20 protein-coding genes and 1 pseudogene are annotated in these 16,119 nt (G+C 36.8%); 6 read left to right on the forward strand and 15 right to left on the reverse strand.

All coding sequences use genetic code 11. The annotated features are described in order from the left end of the window. Positions 1–4: 4 nt before the first annotated feature. The 8 genes from KX723_RS00525 to KX723_RS00560 form a co-directional block, all read right to left on the reverse strand. Positions 5–1,105: an MFS transporter gene (locus KX723_RS00525; protein ID WP_218814195.1), complete on the reverse strand. Its 1,101-nt coding sequence runs from the start codon at positions 1,103–1,105 to the stop codon at positions 5–7. 79 nt (positions 1,106–1,184) lie between these two features. Then, complete coding sequence (locus KX723_RS00530; RefSeq protein ID WP_218814196.1) at positions 1,185–1,751, reverse strand: response regulator; 567 nt, start codon at positions 1,749–1,751, stop codon at positions 1,185–1,187. 194 nt (positions 1,752–1,945) lie between these two features. Continuing rightward, positions 1,946–2,332 (reverse strand): helix-turn-helix domain-containing protein, encoded by a 387-nt coding sequence (locus KX723_RS00535; protein WP_218814197.1) that lies wholly within the window; start codon positions 2,330–2,332, stop codon positions 1,946–1,948. Between the two features lie 213 nt (positions 2,333–2,545). After that, positions 2,546–2,947 (reverse strand): helix-turn-helix transcriptional regulator, encoded by a 402-nt coding sequence (locus KX723_RS00540; protein WP_218814198.1) that lies wholly within the window; start codon positions 2,945–2,947, stop codon positions 2,546–2,548. A 362-nt stretch (positions 2,948–3,309) separates the two neighbouring features. Next, positions 3,310–4,188: a putative quorum-sensing-regulated virulence factor gene (locus KX723_RS00545; protein ID WP_218814199.1), complete on the reverse strand. Its 879-nt coding sequence runs from the start codon at positions 4,186–4,188 to the stop codon at positions 3,310–3,312. A 9-nt stretch (positions 4,189–4,197) separates the two neighbouring features. Next, on the reverse strand, positions 4,198–5,085 hold the full coding sequence (locus tag KX723_RS00550; RefSeq protein WP_246562470.1) for a PD-(D/E)XK nuclease-like domain-containing protein: 888 nt from the start codon (positions 5,083–5,085) through the stop codon (positions 4,198–4,200). Further along, on the reverse strand, positions 5,078–5,512 hold the full coding sequence (locus KX723_RS00555) for a DUF1249 domain-containing protein (RefSeq protein WP_218814200.1): 435 nt from the start codon (positions 5,510–5,512) through the stop codon (positions 5,078–5,080). The genes KX723_RS00550 and KX723_RS00555 overlap by 8 nt, the downstream gene beginning before the upstream one ends. Continuing rightward, the gene (locus KX723_RS00560; RefSeq protein ID WP_218814201.1) at positions 5,505–5,849 is read right to left on the reverse strand and encodes a hypothetical protein; all 345 of its coding nucleotides are present in this window, start codon (positions 5,847–5,849) and stop codon (positions 5,505–5,507) included. The genes KX723_RS00555 and KX723_RS00560 overlap by 8 nt, the downstream gene beginning before the upstream one ends. A 207-nt stretch (positions 5,850–6,056) precedes the next feature. Here KX723_RS00560 and KX723_RS00565 point away from each other — a divergent pair, with 207 nt between their 5' ends. From KX723_RS00565 to KX723_RS00575, 3 genes are all read left to right on the forward strand, one after another. Beyond that, positions 6,057–6,227, forward strand: coding sequence for a toxin-antitoxin system HicB family antitoxin (locus tag KX723_RS00565; protein ID WP_218814202.1), 171 nt, complete (start codon positions 6,057–6,059; stop codon positions 6,225–6,227). 86 nt (positions 6,228–6,313) lie between these two features. Beyond that, complete coding sequence (locus KX723_RS00570; RefSeq protein WP_218814203.1) at positions 6,314–7,249, forward strand: RpnC/YadD family protein; 936 nt, start codon at positions 6,314–6,316, stop codon at positions 7,247–7,249. A 22-nt stretch (positions 7,250–7,271) separates the two neighbouring features. Further along, positions 7,272–7,508, forward strand: coding sequence for a hypothetical protein (locus KX723_RS00575; protein ID WP_218814204.1), 237 nt, complete (start codon positions 7,272–7,274; stop codon positions 7,506–7,508). Between the two features lie 287 nt (positions 7,509–7,795). Here KX723_RS00575 and KX723_RS00580 read toward each other — a convergent pair whose 3' ends face one another. The 3 genes from KX723_RS00580 to KX723_RS00590 form a co-directional block, all read right to left on the reverse strand. Beyond that, positions 7,796–8,779, reverse strand: a complete 984-nt coding sequence (locus KX723_RS00580) for a biotin--[acetyl-CoA-carboxylase] ligase (protein ID WP_218814205.1) — start codon at positions 8,777–8,779, stop codon at positions 7,796–7,798. A 25-nt stretch (positions 8,780–8,804) separates the two neighbouring features. Then, the gene (gene kdoO, locus KX723_RS00585) at positions 8,805–9,698 is read right to left on the reverse strand and encodes a Kdo hydroxylase KdoO (protein ID WP_218814206.1); all 894 of its coding nucleotides are present in this window, start codon (positions 9,696–9,698) and stop codon (positions 8,805–8,807) included. 206 nt (positions 9,699–9,904) lie between these two features. Beyond that, positions 9,905–10,936 (reverse strand): YifB family Mg chelatase-like AAA ATPase, encoded by a 1,032-nt coding sequence (locus tag KX723_RS00590; RefSeq protein WP_246562471.1) that lies wholly within the window; start codon positions 10,934–10,936, stop codon positions 9,905–9,907. On the opposite strand from KX723_RS00590, the gene KX723_RS00595 reads away from it, so the two are divergent. After that, the gene (locus KX723_RS00595) at positions 10,909–11,079 is read left to right on the forward strand and encodes a hypothetical protein (RefSeq protein WP_218813323.1); all 171 of its coding nucleotides are present in this window, start codon (positions 10,909–10,911) and stop codon (positions 11,077–11,079) included. The two genes, KX723_RS00590 and KX723_RS00595, sit on opposite strands and share 28 nt — an antisense overlap. An 11-nt stretch (positions 11,080–11,090) precedes the next feature. On the opposite strand, the gene KX723_RS00600 is transcribed toward KX723_RS00595, so the two are convergent. The 3 genes from KX723_RS00600 to KX723_RS00610 form a co-directional block, all read right to left on the reverse strand. Continuing rightward, positions 11,091–11,660 (reverse strand): magnesium chelatase domain-containing protein, encoded by a 570-nt coding sequence (locus KX723_RS00600; protein ID WP_218814208.1) that lies wholly within the window; start codon positions 11,658–11,660, stop codon positions 11,091–11,093. A 157-nt stretch (positions 11,661–11,817) separates the two neighbouring features. Continuing rightward, positions 11,818–12,090, reverse strand: coding sequence for an accessory factor UbiK family protein (locus tag KX723_RS00605; RefSeq protein WP_218814209.1), 273 nt, complete (start codon positions 12,088–12,090; stop codon positions 11,818–11,820). Positions 12,091–12,112: 22 nt separating this feature from the next. Then, positions 12,113–13,690, reverse strand: a complete 1,578-nt coding sequence (locus KX723_RS00610) for a bifunctional aminoglycoside phosphotransferase/ATP-binding protein (RefSeq protein ID WP_218814210.1) — start codon at positions 13,688–13,690, stop codon at positions 12,113–12,115. A gap of 407 nt (positions 13,691–14,097) precedes the next feature. Here KX723_RS00610 and cfa point away from each other — a divergent pair. Next, positions 14,098–14,949 (forward strand): annotated as a pseudogene (cfa, locus tag KX723_RS00615) (cyclopropane fatty acyl phospholipid synthase). Positions 14,950–15,041: 92 nt separating this feature from the next. Here cfa and KX723_RS00620 read toward each other — a convergent pair. Then, on the reverse strand, positions 15,042–15,212 hold the full coding sequence (locus tag KX723_RS00620; protein ID WP_218813291.1) for a hypothetical protein: 171 nt from the start codon (positions 15,210–15,212) through the stop codon (positions 15,042–15,044). A 165-nt stretch (positions 15,213–15,377) separates the two neighbouring features. On the opposite strand from KX723_RS00620, the gene KX723_RS00625 reads away from it, so the two are divergent. Continuing rightward, positions 15,378–15,917: an RNA pyrophosphohydrolase gene (locus KX723_RS00625; RefSeq protein WP_218814211.1), complete on the forward strand. Its 540-nt coding sequence runs from the start codon at positions 15,378–15,380 to the stop codon at positions 15,915–15,917. The last annotated feature ends 202 nt before the right edge of the window (positions 15,918–16,119 follow it).

Genomic DNA, 16,119 nt, shown 5'->3' on the forward strand with positions numbered 1-16,119 from the left:
GGTCTTACTGAAAATGTAAAAATCTAGCCTCGAAACTCCCTAAGAAACTAAATAGATTCATTGCTGTGGAAAAAACGGCCATCTTTGTTCCCATAGGCGCTTTTGTAGTTTCCATAGCCTTCCGACTTAGTAAATAAAAGATGACTCCTGCGCTAAAAGTAAATAATGTAAGGAAAATCAGAATAAGGACAATATTTTTTGGTATATACAAAAATGATATAAAACTGAACCCTAAAAATATTACCGAAAAAGCTAGACCTCGTTTAATGGTCTGTTCTATAGAGAGGCTTAATTTAGAATTAATATTTAACCCCAAAATAAATCCTCCATAGATAAGCATTTGTATATAACCAAACCCTAGTAGACTAAACTGTAAATAGTCCATTAAATAAAAGGGGCTAAAGGTATTCCAGGCCGCTAATGATGCCAATAAGCCACAAAAAGACAAGGTATAAACCCAAAAATTACTATTTGTACATACTAAATGATAATCTTTGATAATACCCTTAATTTTAAGGCTTTCTGGTTTTTTTTTATCTTGCGGCATAAAGATATACAACATTATCAAACTTAAACTGGCTAGCCCAATTAAAGCGGCAAATAAACCGCGCCAATGTATACCATAATTCAATAAAAAACCACCTAATAAGGGTGCTCCCGCAGGCACCATCACGGTGATACTACCCATCCAAGAGTTTATTTTAATTGCCTGTTGGGTATCTAAAAGCTCATGAATCATGGCATACCCAGTGACCAAAATGGTACTAATTACACAGCCTTGCAAAAATCGACCCACTAAAAACCAAGTCATTGAAGTGGTCGTAGCACACATCGATGTGGCGAATAAGAACAGTATGCCGCCGGACAACAATACTTTTTTATGGCCATAATGGTCTGAAAGAGGTCCTAAAATCAGTTGTAACGTTGATGCTCCAAGAAACCAGTAGGTAATACTTAATTCCACAGTTGAATTTGAAGTATGAAAACTCTGTTTTAATGATGGGAACGCTGATAAAAATAAATTATTTGATAAATATAAGGGTATCTCATAAAGAACCAAACTGAGAGGAAACCAAAGCGTTAATTTTTTTGTATTACTATCCATTTATTATTTTCCATGAACCAATATTTATTGGTAACATTTTCCTTTGAGTTTTTTGAATTTATTAATATGGATTGAACCACTAATGAGCTGGATTTAATGTTTCCTTAGAAACATGATTTTTTTTCCACCATTGATATTCATTTGTGACGCTGATAAATTTTTGTGAAAGAAGTGTCAGTGTTTTTATAGTTGTTATTAAATTTTCATTTAGAGTTTTAACTTGACGATCAAATTTTCTTTCATATCCTCTCGTTAAAAAACAGTCTTCAATTGCTTTCTCAAGTGTTTCTATTTGGACACGGTGTGTTAAGACTTTATCAGCTTTCCAGTCAATACATTCTTGTTTTTGTTTTGAATCAGCATGTGCAGTACAAATAATCAAGGGCGTTGATTGATTAAGTTCACCTTGACAAACTTCTTTAATTACAGTTTCTCCTAGCTGATCCGATAAATCTAAGTTCATTATAATTAAGGTATAAGCTTTGCTCTGTAAAAATTTAATTGTCGTCAATGAATCTTTTGCTATTTCTACCTGAAAATTTAAATTCCATAAGTTTTTGCAAAATAATTTTATGTGAGTATTGGAATCTTCTATCAATAAGACTTCTTTTATTATTGGCATTTCTACTATTTCTTGCTGTTCCATGTTAATTCCTTATTATTAAATTCGCTGCATATACAAATTATGACCATATAAATTATATTTAGTAAGTTGGGTAAACCCCGAAGTAAATTGGCATAAAATGGGTATAATATGTTCAATTTTTCATCGTTTTTAACCATAACGCCTTGTTTTTTATTGCTTTTCCTTATTTCGGTAAATACCGAAGTAAAATTAAATTAAAAAATTAATTTTTTTTCCATGCCCTTTTTGACGCAGTGCGGAATATTTCTACAATTCAATATTTTAAAAAGTTCTGCACGGATATTTTCAAGCTGACGAGGAGAACGAGCTAATATGGCTGCTGTGTATTCAAGGCTATAACCTTCTGATGCTAAATAAAGGTATTTGTGCTGCATTAAAGATAGAGGAGAATGATAGGTAAAATCGTCATAGATATACCGCCCATACACTAAATTTTCAACTACACGCCGTTGTTTTTCCGTTGGAAAAGGAATGCCTAAGAAATTTAAAAAATCTTGGACTATTGCGGCATACAAAAACTGCTTTTGTCGTTTTGTATTATCTATCATTTTTTCAACAAAAATCTGAAACTCATTCGGCATTAGCTCTTCTCCATATCATAGCTTCTACATAAAAATTATTATGTAGTGATGAAAAAACCATAACTACCCGTGCTGGCACGGGGGTACTTTATGCTTTAATTATTAATCCAAACATTTAATAGCAACTAATTCTGCTTTATTTCTGCGTAATTCATTCTAAATCTAACATTACACCAATCGAATTGGTTATTTTTAAAGCTAAATTACCCCGTGCTAGCACGGGGTAATTTTTACCTTAGTCATATAACTTAAATATTTAATACCGATTCCTACGGCTTGTTCCATTGTTTTTACACGGAGTTTTTTACGTAAATTTGACCTATGTCCTTCGACAGTTTTAGGGGCAATTTTTAAAATGCTTGCGGTTTCTTGTATGTTTTTGCCTTTATAAGAAAGATACAGACACTTACTTTCTTGTTCTGTTAAACGTTGATCAAGGGTTATAATTTGTTTAACTTCAGTTTCATACAAAAGAGACTCCATTTCTTTAATACGCTTTTCTGTAGAAAGTGTGTCCAAATATTCAAGAAAAGTTTTTGCAAATCCTCTCCAAAATTTTTCTTCTTCAGATAATTTGTTTAAGATCGCAAAACGATCTATATTTGGCGTAGCCATGATACTCACTCCTAACTTAGTCTTAGTTGTTGAGATAAGTGGTCAGACAGCGATAGGGTGTTGATAGCACCTGATTCGCTGTCCCCCTTAATTGGGGTTTGACCGGTTTAGTAATTAATGTTTATTAATTGATGTTATTTATTCTTTTCTCCTTTAAGAGTGAAATAATATGTAAACCACCAAGCCTTCCGAAATGGCCAGGATAAAGGCTAGGCCAATACCCCATTTAAGAAGGGAATTCTTAATCTTATAAATTGTTGCTTCGAGGCGGTCTATTTTTTGGCTTAAGTAATATTCGCTGCTTGGGTTTAATGTATTGGTGTAGATTTTCATATTTTAGTCTCCTAATAAGTTAGTTGTGATTAGTGTGTCTTTCTTCTAGCAAGTTCTTGTTCAGCTAATGGTTTGTATTCTTGACTGTTGGCCGCTAACCATTTCAAATAATTTTCAGGTATTTCATCCAGGCGGTTACCCTTATATTTGCCTATTGGCATAACTGGTAATTCCTCTTTTATTTTTTCTTGTTCTGAATCATCTATGGGTGGGCTTTCATTCGGCCATTCAGATTGATTGATTGCCTCGATAACAGCTTCTTGCTCAATGGTGCTATTCTCTAAAATAGTTGGTTGAACTTCCTTATTTAATTGCTGCTGCAATTTTTCCACTAGAATTTGGCTTTTATTGATAGGGGTAATATCTTTCTCTACTGGATAATCTTCGACTTCTTCGCGGATGTATAATCCACGCAGTATGTCAGCAAAAGTATCTCGTAGCCCCCAACTTCTCGGACGAACTTGTAACATACGTTGAGGGTATAGTTGCCATGTACCAGATTTTTTTAATAACCCAGCACGTTCCGCATCTTGTACGCTAAAAGTTCTTATTATTTCATTAGGCATACCCTTGCGCTTTATAATGCAAGTAGCTATTGCATTGGTCTTGATATCGCCTTCTATTGTTTCTTTGATATATTCTAATTGGCCGGAGGCTTGCACTAAACCTATCAATGTATCGCCCCAAATACAGGGGCGACCATTAATTACAGCAATGCCTTGCACTGCTTGTGCTGGTTTTAAACCTACCTCTAATCCCATTAAAATAGCTATAAATGTATTTGCAGGGTTATTTTGATATTCTTTAGGAACACAATTACTTTTAGAAAATCTATCGGCCAATTTCATTACCTGATCCATTTCGGCAACGCTGAGTAATAAATTATTGGTTTGTATAGTGGGTAACATATTATTCTCCTAATTAAATGCGTATTTGGGTAGGGATATTTCTTGCGTTTCATAAGCAGGCCAATCATTGGCAGCTAAACAATGCTTATAACGAGCAATCAGGTATTTAAATTCCTCGTAGCCTTTTTTTAAGGAGATTTCATCTAATTTATAGGTGGAAACCACATAAGGGGGTGATTTTTCTATTACAATAAACCAGAAGGATGTGACGTCTATTTGTTTAATTTGTCTTAATGCTTCTCGAATCATGGCAGCTTGAATATGATAACCATAATCGTAAATAGCTTTAGAAAAAGAAAAAGCTGAGCCATCTTGCGTGGTCTTTAAATCAGCCACCAAGGATGACCGCAAAATATCAGGTCTGCATTTACATAAAGTATCGGTACTAGGATCAGTCCAATAAAGAGACTGTTCTATTTGTGCATTTTCAATCAGTTGACAAGCAATTTTATTCTTTTTAAAACTGTCTGCCATTGCTTGCAATTCTTGATATTGCAATTCACTAAGTACAACTTTATTACCTAAATCTTTTTGGATGTGTTGCCAACGTTCTGCGCCAGCCTTAGTTCTTTTGTCAAATTTCGGTAAGATAAAAAATTGTTTTTCAAATTTTTTAGGCTCTAAAATAAAAGTATGTAACGCATTACCAAGTAGTTGTGCCGGTGTAGCAGGTTCTGCTACATACTCAGAATTCAGGTACTTATACCAATAGTGATAGGGAGAATGCTTTTTAATTTCCATCAAACCACTGCGGCTAATACCAGAGCCTCGGTGGTAAGCTTCGTTAGAAATATCGTAAATTCCAGGTTCCATGTGATTCTTACTAGGAGTTAATGCACTAGCATGGAACCTAATACTAGAATTGTTAAGTGCCATATTGGGTATGACATTATCCATGATTTACCTCCTTTTCTTGCTTCAAGCAATGTCCTTGCTTAAGACAATCTCTTAGCCATTGGTTCAAATAGGAGTTAAATTCTTTTTTGCGCTTCGGATAAACGCGATTACCAACATAAACCCTTTGATAAGTCCACCTATCTTGATACGCTAATACTTCGGCCATATGCTTTTTAAGCAAAATACAAATTTGCATATCAATACAGGCTGCAAAATCTCCCCATTCGGTTTTGTAATAGTGCGCTAAAGAAATTATTATTTTTTCTTCGTTTCTTTTTAGTACATCTAAATGTAAATCCATCGACATAGGCTTGATAGAACAGCTTATTAAGCCATCTCCTAATTCTAATTCCTCAATATCTGGGATTAGTTTGATTAAATTTTTGTAGATGCGAGAGTAAATATCATTTGCTGTAGAGTTAGCCATTAGCCACCTCCGATTTAACTTGATGAACGGTGGCTTGATAATTCTGTACAGTTTTTTCAAATAATCGGGTTTCAAAGAAAAGCCGTAAAAGCTTTCTATTAAGTTGTGACAGGGATTGTTCAATAATTTGACAAAACTTTTCCCTATCATAAAGAGGGCTAAACTTCCGGGCGTATTTTTTCTCTTTTTCTAATTGATGTGCTAATTGGGTAAGCTGAGGCAAAATAAGCGTGTCCAATGAATGGACTTGCTTCCCAAGCTCTTTTGTTCGATGGATAAGCTCAGCTAAATGTTGCTGAATTTGGACGGATCGATCTAAACTGACTTCTGCGGTCATGACTAACTCCTAACAGTTGGTTGTGCTAGCCCCAAGGTGTATCAGACCTTGGGGGCCGCTTTTATTTATGAACCCCTTTAATGTTAGCACATTTGCACAAAAATGCAAATATGTTTTTATGTGATCGACGATCTTAATTTATTTGATTTTTTATGCAATAATGCTATATCTCTTAAGGTATGAGTGTTTTGGAAAAGGCTTAACTGTATGAAAGATTCTGGTAACAAAGCTAAATTAAATAGTGATGATCCTATTATTAGAATGAACGTTGGGTTATCTAAAAGTCTTCATAAAGCGCTAAAACGACGTGCTTTAGATGAAGACATATCTGTAAATGCTCTAGCAGTAAAAGCCCTTAAAAAATATATTGAAAAATAATTTATTGTCTAATATTTAGGTTAAAAATTATCCTTTAGATAATATTTGGTAAAATTTTTTCTACCAATAAAAATAAGGAATAAAAAATGTCTAAAAAAATAAGATCAGAACAGGACAGTGCTTGGAAAGACGTTTTAGATGCTTACTTTCAAGAGTTTACAGAGTTTTTCTATCCTGATATTGCTAAAAAAATAGACTGGTCTCATGGCTACACAGCCCTCGATAAAGAACTCCAATCCATCACTACAGATGCTGAAGATGGCAAACGTTTTGTAGATAAACTATTCAAAGTAAAATCACTTAATGGATTTGAGCAAACTGTATTAGCACACGTCGAAATTCAAGGCAAAAAAGAGGATAAGTTCCCTATACGCTTATTTCAATATTATTACCGTTTATTCGAGCTTCGTAAAAAACCCATTATAACGCTAGCTATTCTAACGGATGATAACAAATCTTGGCATCCTAAGAATTACTATACTGAAGTTTTGGATTTCCCTGTATTGACCTTTAACTTTCAGACCCATAAGCTATTAGATTATCAAAATAAAAAGCAAGACTTAGATAAGTCTACCAACCCCTTTGCTATCGTTGTATTGGCTCATCTTGCCTTTATAGACACAAAAAATGACCCAGAAGCTCGATTTCAAATGAAATTCAGGCTAACCAGACGATTATATGAAAAAGGCTATAATAGGGGTTATGTAATAAACCTCTTTAAAGTGATAGACTGGATTTTAGTAATACCAAGAGAACTAGCATTAGAATTTAGAGCCAAAATACACGAATTAGAGGGGGCTAAAAAAGTGAGTTATATTACTAGCATTGAACAATTAGGACGCGAAGATGGGTTAAAACAAGGCATACAGCAAGGTGTTGAAAAAGGCGAGCACCGCCGAGCTATTGCTATTGCTCAAAAAATGCTAGCTGATGAGATGCCACCTAAAGCCATCCAAAGACTTACTGGCTTATCGGAAGATGCGGTGATGGGTTTGATTGAAAAGTATTATACAGAGAATTAATATCCATTAAAAAAGAAAATTTATGGATACTCTTAGTCCTGAGTTGGCTGATATTATCAGTAAAATTGGAGCTAACTCTGAAATATCCGAAAAGGTTCAACAAGCGCTATTAGCAATAATTGATTGGGCTTGTGACGAGGCTTTAAAAAAAGAAAATTGGCGTATAGCTCGATGTCTACTAGAAGAAGGGTTGTCTTCTGAGCAAATCCAACACATTACAGGCTATTGTATAGAAGAGTTTAGCCCGACTATACATTAGTTCCAGTTTCCTTCTAATTTACCTCTAAAATTTATGCGCGACTTTTTCTGGCTTTTCTATGCATTGCTCTAAAAAAGTTGATGTACCAGAATTGTACCACGCTGAAATAGAATGTACCAAAATTGACGTGGTTTTTAATGGGTTATTAAGTTTGCAAAGTACCGCAAGTGTCTGATTATTAATGATTTTTTAATTTAAATAGCTGATTACAAATCAGTTGCTCTACCAGCTGAGCTATTTCGGCATGAACCTGAAAGGACCCCGAATTGTAGTCAATTTGAGCGTAATTAGCAATTTTCAGGGCAAGAATTATGTAGTATACGAACTTCGCCACTGTTAAAACAACGTTGTTCTCCATCAATCTCAATGCAAAGCTGACCCAGAGAATTAACGCCACGAGCAATCCCTTCTTGTAACTCTTTGGGGGTTTCTATTCGAATGAACTTATCTTTTAAGTTATCCAGCTGATCCCACGATTCTATGAAAGCTGAGAAGCCTTTGCTTTGAAATTCAGAAAGTGCAACTAAACAATTTTTTAATAGCAAACCGGCAAGTCGATTGCGCTGAGGGGGTAGTTTTTGGATGGAATGAATATCCGTAACCGCTTGGTTAATGGCGTGGGGGTTCGTAGTGGGGTTATAAAGATTGAGCCCAATACCAATGACAATAGAAGAAAACCCAGGTTTAGCCGAACTTTTTATTTCAATTAAAACCCCGGCTAATTTTTTAGCATGGTGGAGAATATCATTTGGCCATTTAAGTTTAATTTCTTTTAAGCCATATTCTTGCAAAGCTTGGACAACGGCAATACCCATGACTAAGCTTAAGCCGTTTAATTGATTTGGCTTGTCGGGTAAGTGATATAAGATAGATAAAGCGATATTTTTTCCAAAACCGGGTGATGACCAGGGGCGATTAAATTGACCTCGTCCCGCCGTTTGCTGTTCCGCAAAAACAGCTATTGTTTTTGAAGTCGCTTTTTTTTCTAGGAGATAGGTACTCGTAGAATTGACCTCGCTTAAAATTTCTAACTGTTTAAGTAAGGAATTAGCATGGCCAAGTTCATTGAAAATTAATTTTTCATGGAGTAATTCTAATCCTCCAGGGATACGATAGCCTTTATCTTCAAGTTTTTCTAAAGGAATACTAGGGTCTAACAGCTGCTGTAAGGTATCAGGAATAATACAACCAGGTAGACCTAAAAAATGGCTAATTTCTTTTTCTGAATGGAATTTACCGTCTGAAAGTAAATTTAATGTAGATTTAAGCAACGACATATTTTGGGAAGTAAATACGTTAAATTAGACGATGACCTATTAGGTTTTCGAGAATATGCAGCGGTGCTGTTTCAGGGTTTTTCATCGCAGTAACCGGTAAATAAAAGGTTTGTTCAAGTATATATTGACCTGAGATGGCAGCGTGTGAAACTTGGTCGGTGGAAACAATCCAGCTGCTACCAGGCGGAAAACGCAATTCTGTGTACTCTACCCGCTTTTGGTAGTTGGTGTCGAGCTTCATACGGTCATGGATTTGCAGCATGATATGATCGTAATGGCTACGAATGCTTTTAGTGATACCTACCCAATGTAAAAATTTAGCGCTGCCAGGTATGGGTTTTGAAACTTTTGGTAGGAATTGTTTTGCAACAGAAGGGAAAGGTTCACCAACCCGCCAGACACGGTGCTCTCCATAAGGGTTGATATTACAGAAGAGCCTTAAGATACGTTTCCCTTGATTGGGACTAGCTGGAAAAGCATCAACATGTAGACGGCTATCATCTTTACGTGGGGAGGTTTTCCGGTTTTTTATTTGCACGGGGCGATAGCTGGGACGGCCTATATTTAACGTGCTGGCATAATGAGGAAAGAGTGTTTTAATGAAGTGGGTTGCGTGGCGTGAAAAACGCGCTAGCATAATTTTTAATTGTAATTGGTGTTTTTGAGTGGTTTGTATGCCGCGTAATGTGTCTGTATTTGGGTTGAAGCTAATATTTTTAGTTTTTTTCCCCGCGCAGTAAGGAATAAATAAGGGTTGTTCTTCCGGATTTAATTTAAAGCTGAGTTGTGGGCAATAAAGAATTTTTCCAGACTCTAAATCAGTTAAGGCTGTTTTTTGTTCATGTTCTTGAAATTGGTTATTCCAGCCATCCGCTGTATAGGTAGCACAATGATCCATATTAAATAATTCCATAGATAAACGACCTTATTATATAGTTTTTATTATTATTATCTAGGCTCGGATTTGCCCTTTCCTTCTATAGCTTAAATTTAAAAAATACTAATTTACGCTATAAATTATCCAAAAAATCATTTGGTGAAAATAGTGTTTTTTTATTTAAAAAAGAAACAGAGCGTTTCTTAGCAAGATATCTTTAGGAAAGGTTAACTATTTTTTTGTCATTTAGAGTGAAATTGTGATTTTCTATAGCTCAGCGCCTCCATAAGATGAGGCGTTTGTATTTGTTCACAGCCTGTTAAATCAGCAATAGTTCTGGCAACGCGTAAAATACGGTGGCAGGCACGTGCTGAAAGTTGAAATTTGGCAAAGGCTTTTTCTAGTATGGTTTGATCTTTTTTAGAAAGTTTACAAGCTTTTTCTAAGGCTTTGCCTGATAAATTATTATTTAATGCCCCTCGATCATAATATTGTTTTTCGCGCGCTTTTTGCACGCGAGCCCTAACTGTTTCACTTCTTTCCGAGGGTAATTTTTTCAAGAAATTATTTTTAGCGATGAGATCGACTCCAACTTGCATATCGATGCGATCCAAAAAAGGTCCAGATAGTTTTTTGTGATAACGTTGAATATGTGTTGTAGAGCATTCACAACGATTTGTTGTGCTCCCTAAGTAGCCGCAAGGACAAGGGTTCATCGCAGCGATGAGTTGAAAGTTAGCTGGGAACTCGGCCTGACGAGCGGCACGTGAAATAGTAATGGTGCCCGATTCTAATGGTTCGCGTAAAGACTCCAAAACTTGTCTATTAAATTCGGTTAGTTCATCGAGAAATAAAACGCCTTGATGTGCTAAGGAAATTTCGCCTGGCCTAGGCGGGCTGCCACCACCAACGAGTGCAATACTAGAAGCCGTATGATGGGGCGAACGAAAAGGTGCTGATTTCCAATCGCGAAGCTTAAATTCTTTTCCTGAAATAGATCGAACGGTTGCTATTTCTAAGGCTTCTTCATCGTTCAATGGAGGTAATAAACCCATTAAACGAGTCGCTAACATCGTTTTTCCAGTACCCGGTGGGCCTATCAGTAACAAGCTATGTTTGCCGCTGGCAGCGATTTCGAGTGCACGTTTTGCATGTAATTGTCCAAAAACATCTGCTAAATCTGTTTGAATGATATTAGTGTTAGCGGCTTCAAACTCGCGTTTATAAGGCGATAAAAATTCTTTCGATGAGACAGGAAAGCATTGTGAAAGCAATGCGAAGTCGAAGAGCCCGCGATAGGCGTGCGTTGACGGGCGAAGCAGGAAACGCATCACGCCGTAAAGTCATTTGTGGGAGGCACGGGCATGAACTCCGAAGGAGTGAGTGCGTGCCGGACGCAGGACGTATCGCGGCCTAATTTCAGTCGCGTCATGCGAACGAATTTCGGGGACACGATGGCCGAAATTCTTCGGGAGCATAGCGACTCACTTGACCATGAAGATGTGAACAGATTTGTAAAATATTTTTTGCCGGTAATAGAATGGTATGTTGGCTTAAACTAGCCTCTAATGCATTATCGGCGCGCAATATAATTTTGTGATTTGCTTTATAGGCTTCGAGTGCAAAAGGTAATATAGCTGAAACAGGACGTAATTCACCGGATAAGCCTAATTCACCAATAAACTCATAATCTCCAAGTGTGTCTTTGGGAATTTGCTTAGAAGCCGCTAGAATTCCTAACGCAATGGCTAAGTCAAAGCGTCCACCTTGTTTGGGTAGATCTGCAGGGGCAAGATTGATGGTAATCCGTCGAATTGGGAATTCAAATCGGGAGTTTAAAATCGCACTGCGTACTCTATCCCGACTTTCTTTTACTTCTTTTTCGGCTAGGCCAACGATAGATAAACTAGGCAAGCCATTGGAAATATGGGTTTCAACACTAACCGCAGGGCCTTTAATCCCCGCGCTTGCACGTGTTTGCACAACAGCTAATGACATGGTGCAGTTCCTTCTTACTATTATTTTTTAGCGAACATACACTCTTCGCACTTGAATTTTTGTCTGCGTTCCCGCTCAATTTCACGGTGCCTTGCCAAAAATCCCATTGCTGTGAGTATAGTTTTTGTTGTTGTAAGCCCAGGATTCGAAAAGGGTCTTATTTATTCTTTTTGTTTAACTTTGCCTTTGGAATATGTTCTTCTAATTGTTCTAATTGTTTTGCTAAGGCATTTATTTTAGCACGAGTTTTTGTTAAAACGCCTTTCTGGGCATTAAACTCTTCGCGGGTTACTAAGTCGAGTTTAGCAAGCATGCTTTGTACGACAGCACGAAAATTTTTATCAAGATCATGCTTGAATTTTTTTGCGCCGGGAGGGAGTTTATCACTAAATTGTTTGGCTATATCATTGATAAAATTCATATCAAACATAAAATATTCCTCTTTAAATTTATTACGATAGTGCATCAAAATTAGCGTGCGGGCAAATTTTATCTAAAATGCTTTTTGATAAAGTTTGTTTATCCTTAATTAGGAGCGTATGTTCTTTTTCTAAGCTGGTTAACGGTTCATTATTTTTTTTCTGTTCTATTAAAATAGTTAAATCTGCTTCAGAAACACTATTAGGTTTATTTAAACGACTCTTAATTCGTTGTTCTATCTCAGTGTTATTGACTTGGCAATGCAATATGTAAAAAGGTATTTGCATTTTTTCTGCCAAGGAATAAAAGCAAGTTCGTTGCGAATGCTTAAGAAAAGTCGCGTCAACAAGCGTTGTGAAACCGGCTTTAATAATTATTTCTGCTAAATCGCTAAGTTTTTTATAGGTCGCTTTTGTTGCTTCAGCCGTATAAATGCCACTATTTAAACCAGAATTGGAGCGACCATGTAAGGGTATATCAAATAGATTTTTGCGTATAATGTCAGAACTTATTTGAATGGCACCACAATATTTAACACATTCTTTTGCAAGCGTTGTTTTTCCAGAGCCAGCAAAGCCATGCGTGATAATGAGGGAAGGTTTTGCTGAGTGTGTGTAGGATTCTGCGAGGTTAATAAAATTATAGTAATCGTTTTGTATTTCTTTTTTCTCTGCATCACCCAGTTTTTCTTCCTTTAACCGAAATAAAGCAATTTTAGCCCGTACCACCGCGCGATAAGCAAGATAATAAGGTAATAAGGCAAGTCCTTCGTAGTCTTCCGTATAATGGAGGTAAGTGTTAACAAGTTGATTCGAAAAACCTATTTGTTTTTTTTCTGTTAAATCCATCATTAAAAAAGCCAGATCTGCAATGACATCTGTCCATCTTAAATCTTCATTGAATTCTAGGCGATCAAAAAGAATCGGCTTGTTTTTATAAAAAATGATATTGGCTAAATGGAGATCGCCATGGCAATCACGAATAAAACCCTGGTCTTTTCTTGACTGTAGTAAGCTCTGAAATTGTTTAAATTGTTGTTCAGACCATAGTTCTAAGCGCTTTAATTGTTCGATATCGGCAGCTTTGGTTAATAGAGGCGCTATTTGTTCGAAATTTTGCTTGGTTGGTGCATGAACCTCTTCAGGTTGTCCAAAACGGGATTCTTTTGTAGCGACGGGTGTTTTTTTATGAAACTCTGCTATTAATTTGCTGAGTTGATCAATGATATTCTCTGTCAAGCCGCCTTGTTTTAATAATGTACTTAATAAGTTTTCTTGTGGAAATTCTAGCATCTTGATGGCATATTCTAAAATAGGGCCTGTGCCATTAATCTGTGGATGATCCAATGTTCCTGTAATAGGTACGATATTCAGATAAATTTCTGAAGCAAATTGTTGACCTAATCGTAACTCTTCTTCACAGAAATGTTTTCGCTTTTCTAAAGTAGAGAAATCTAAAAATCCAAAATCAACGGGCTTTTTTATTTTATAGGCATATTGCCCTGTCAAAATAACCCAAGAAACATGTGTTTCGATGAGTCGGGGTTGAGCAGCAGAATGCTCATAAAGCGACTTGGAAAGTAGATTTTTTATCAAGACGTTCGTAGACATAGTTTGATATTAATTACAGTCATAATAATTACGTGAGAATGAACTATAACGTAACTTGTTATTTGTTGTAAGACTACTGAGGCCTTTTTAGGCATTTTTTATAGTAGGTTGTTTTAATGGATTTACAGCGCGCTAAAAAATGTGTTCAAGAATTGTTACTTGAGGCTGGAATGACTGTTAATGGTAAAAAGCCGTCAGATATTCAGGTCTATAACCAAGCGTTTTATCATCGTATTTTAAAGGATCCCATTTTAGGCTTAGGTGAGGCCTACGTTGCTAAATGGTGGGATTGCGAACAGTTAGAGCAGTTTTTTTATTATCTTTTAAGGGCGGGTTTGGAAGAGAGAGTAAAAAAGAATAAATGCTTTTTACCGTATATTTTAAAAACCAAGCTGCTAGCAGTCTTTATGTGTGGCTGGAACTTACAAGCTAAATCACATGCGTTTGAGGTGGGTATACGGCATTACGATAAGGGCAACGTATTATACCAAACGATGTTAGATAAATATCTAACTTATAGTTGTGGTTGTTGGAAAGAGGCTGACAATTTAGATGCAGCGCAACAAGCTAAACTTGCGTTGACATGTGAAAAGTTACAATTAAAACCAGGGATGCAGGTGTTAGATATTGGCTGTGGTTGGAGTAGTTTTTGTCGGTATGCAGCAGAAAATTACCATGTTTCTGTATTAGGCGTTACCGTATCAAAGGAATAATAGCAGTATGCTAAAGATTTTTGTAGCGGCCTTCCTGTAGAAATTCGCTTATTAGACTATCGATCTATTCAGGGTTCTTTTGATCGTGTTTGTTCTATTGGTATGTTTGAACATGTAGGCCCTAAAAATTATCTTAGTTATATGAAAATTATTCATCGTTGTTTAAAAAAAGAGGGATTATTTTTACTGCATACGATTGGTAGTAATACATCACAGTATTTTCCTAACCCATGGATTCATAAATACATTTTCCCTAATGGGGTTTTACCTTCAATTCAACAAATTGCTAAAGCGACTGAAGGATTTTTTGTGATGGAGGATTGGCATAATTTTGGTGCTGATTATGATCGGACCTTAATGACTTGGTATACTAATTTTTCAGAACATTGGGATTCTTTGCAAAAATATTATGATGCTTCCTTTTCTCGATTGTGGAAATACTATTTGTTGGCTTGTGCGGGTGCTTTTAGGGCACGTGATATTCAGCTTTGGCAGATCGTGTTTTCTAAGGGTGGCGTCATAAATGGTTATGATTCTATACGCTAAATTAAAGTGATTGCTTCTCAAGTGAGTCGCTATGCTCCCGAAGAATTTCGGCCATCGTGTCCCCGAAATTCGTTCGCATGACGCGACTGAAATTAGGCCGCGATACGTCCTGCGTCCGGCACGCACTCACTCCTTCGGAGTTCATGCCCGTGCCTCCCACAAATGACTTTACGGCGTGATGCGTTTCCTGCTCCGCCCGTCAACGCACGCCTATCGCGGGCTCTTCGACTTCGCATTGCTTTCACAATGCTTTCCTGTCTCATCGTAAGCCCCTTAAGTTTTTATTGCCCATCTTGTTTTTATTTCTTACCGGCCAGTCGATTTATAAACACAATCCATTAAAAGAATGTAAAATGAATTTTATCGCGGTTTACCCCCTATTATTTTTGTGAAACAATGTAAGCCATAATTCAGGTGGAGAGAGTAGTGTGATTGATTCAGAAGGCTTCCGTATAGGCGTGGGGATTATTGTTGCTAATGATTGCGGCCAGGTTCTATGGGCGCGCCGTATTGGCCAGCACGCTTGGCAATTTCCTCAAGGCGGAATGCAATGTGATGAAACACCTGAACAGGCATTGTTTAGAGAGCTTTATGAAGAGCTAGGACTTGAAGATTCTGATGTGAAGTTACTCGGTGGCACTAAAAATTGGTTATATTACTGGTTGCCGCCCCATTTGAGACGTTCGCATGTTCAACCTTTATGTATTGGACAGAAGCAAAAATGGTTTTTATTATGTTTAACTGGCGATCCTGAAAAAATTCGTTTTGATGTCACACGTTCGCCGGAGTTTGATCGTTGGCGATGGGCGCCCTATTGGTACCCTATAAGACAAGTTATAACTTTTAAACGCCATGTTTATCGCCGAGCATTAGAAGAGCTATCAACCTCACTTCCTGGCGCTAGCGTACAGCTAAAAAGGGTGAATAAATTAGCGGATAGTTCAACGTTGGTAGAAAAAGTCGAATAAACGTGAAACAAGTTATTTAGGTTAGATTTTTAATAGGAAAGAGATATTCACAGCAATGGAGTTTTCGGCAAGGCGCCGCAAAAAAGAAGCAACCTCCGTTTCTTTAGGATGCATGAGGATTACGAGTTAAGCGGGAACGCCACCGAAAGTTCAAGTGCGAAGAGTATAGCGCTCGAAGAATAGCGCTATTCCTGTTATAACC

The sequence above is a fragment of the Rickettsiella endosymbiont of Dermanyssus gallinae genome (genome assembly GCF_019285595.1).
Lineage (GTDB): Bacteria > Pseudomonadota > Gammaproteobacteria > Diplorickettsiales > Diplorickettsiaceae > Rickettsiella_B.

Excerpts from the sequence above, each read along its gene's own strand:
- KX723_RS00530 (WP_218814196.1), bottom strand. The coding sequence starts at position 1,751 with ATGGAACAGCAAGAAATAGTAGAAATGCCAATAATAAAAGAAGTCTTA.
- KX723_RS00610 (WP_218814210.1), bottom strand. The coding sequence starts at position 13,690 with ATGTCTACGAACGTCTTGATAAAAAATCTACTTTCCAAGTCGCTTTAT.
- KX723_RS00555 (WP_218814200.1), bottom strand. The coding sequence starts at position 5,512 with ATGGCTAACTCTACAGCAAATGATATTTACTCTCGCATCTACAAAAAT.
- KX723_RS00525 (WP_218814195.1), bottom strand. The coding sequence starts at position 1,105 with ATGGATAGTAATACAAAAAAATTAACGCTTTGGTTTCCTCTCAGTTTG.
- KX723_RS00595 (WP_218813323.1), top strand. The coding sequence starts at position 10,909 with ATGAGACAGGAAAGCATTGTGAAAGCAATGCGAAGTCGAAGAGCCCGC.
- KX723_RS00620 (WP_218813291.1), bottom strand. The coding sequence starts at position 15,212 with ATGAGACAGGAAAGCATTGTGAAAGCAATGCGAAGTCGAAGAGCCCGC.
- KX723_RS00600 (WP_218814208.1), bottom strand. The coding sequence starts at position 11,660 with ATGTCATTAGCTGTTGTGCAAACACGTGCAAGCGCGGGGATTAAAGGC.
- KX723_RS00605 (WP_218814209.1), bottom strand. The coding sequence starts at position 12,090 with ATGTTTGATATGAATTTTATCAATGATATAGCCAAACAATTTAGTGAT.
- KX723_RS00545 (WP_218814199.1), bottom strand. The coding sequence starts at position 4,188 with ATGTTACCCACTATACAAACCAATAATTTATTACTCAGCGTTGCCGAA.
- KX723_RS00550 (WP_246562470.1), bottom strand. The coding sequence starts at position 5,085 with ATGGATAATGTCATACCCAATATGGCACTTAACAATTCTAGTATTAGG.
- KX723_RS00560 (WP_218814201.1), bottom strand. The coding sequence starts at position 5,849 with ATGACCGCAGAAGTCAGTTTAGATCGATCCGTCCAAATTCAGCAACAT.
- kdoO (WP_218814206.1), bottom strand. The coding sequence starts at position 9,698 with ATGGAATTATTTAATATGGATCATTGTGCTACCTATACAGCGGATGGC.
- KX723_RS00570 (WP_218814203.1), top strand. The coding sequence starts at position 6,314 with ATGTCTAAAAAAATAAGATCAGAACAGGACAGTGCTTGGAAAGACGTT.
- KX723_RS00575 (WP_218814204.1), top strand. The coding sequence starts at position 7,272 with ATGGATACTCTTAGTCCTGAGTTGGCTGATATTATCAGTAAAATTGGA.
- KX723_RS00540 (WP_218814198.1), bottom strand. The coding sequence starts at position 2,947 with ATGGCTACGCCAAATATAGATCGTTTTGCGATCTTAAACAAATTATCT.
- KX723_RS00565 (WP_218814202.1), top strand. The coding sequence starts at position 6,057 with ATGAAAGATTCTGGTAACAAAGCTAAATTAAATAGTGATGATCCTATT.
- KX723_RS00535 (WP_218814197.1), bottom strand. The coding sequence starts at position 2,332 with ATGCCGAATGAGTTTCAGATTTTTGTTGAAAAAATGATAGATAATACA.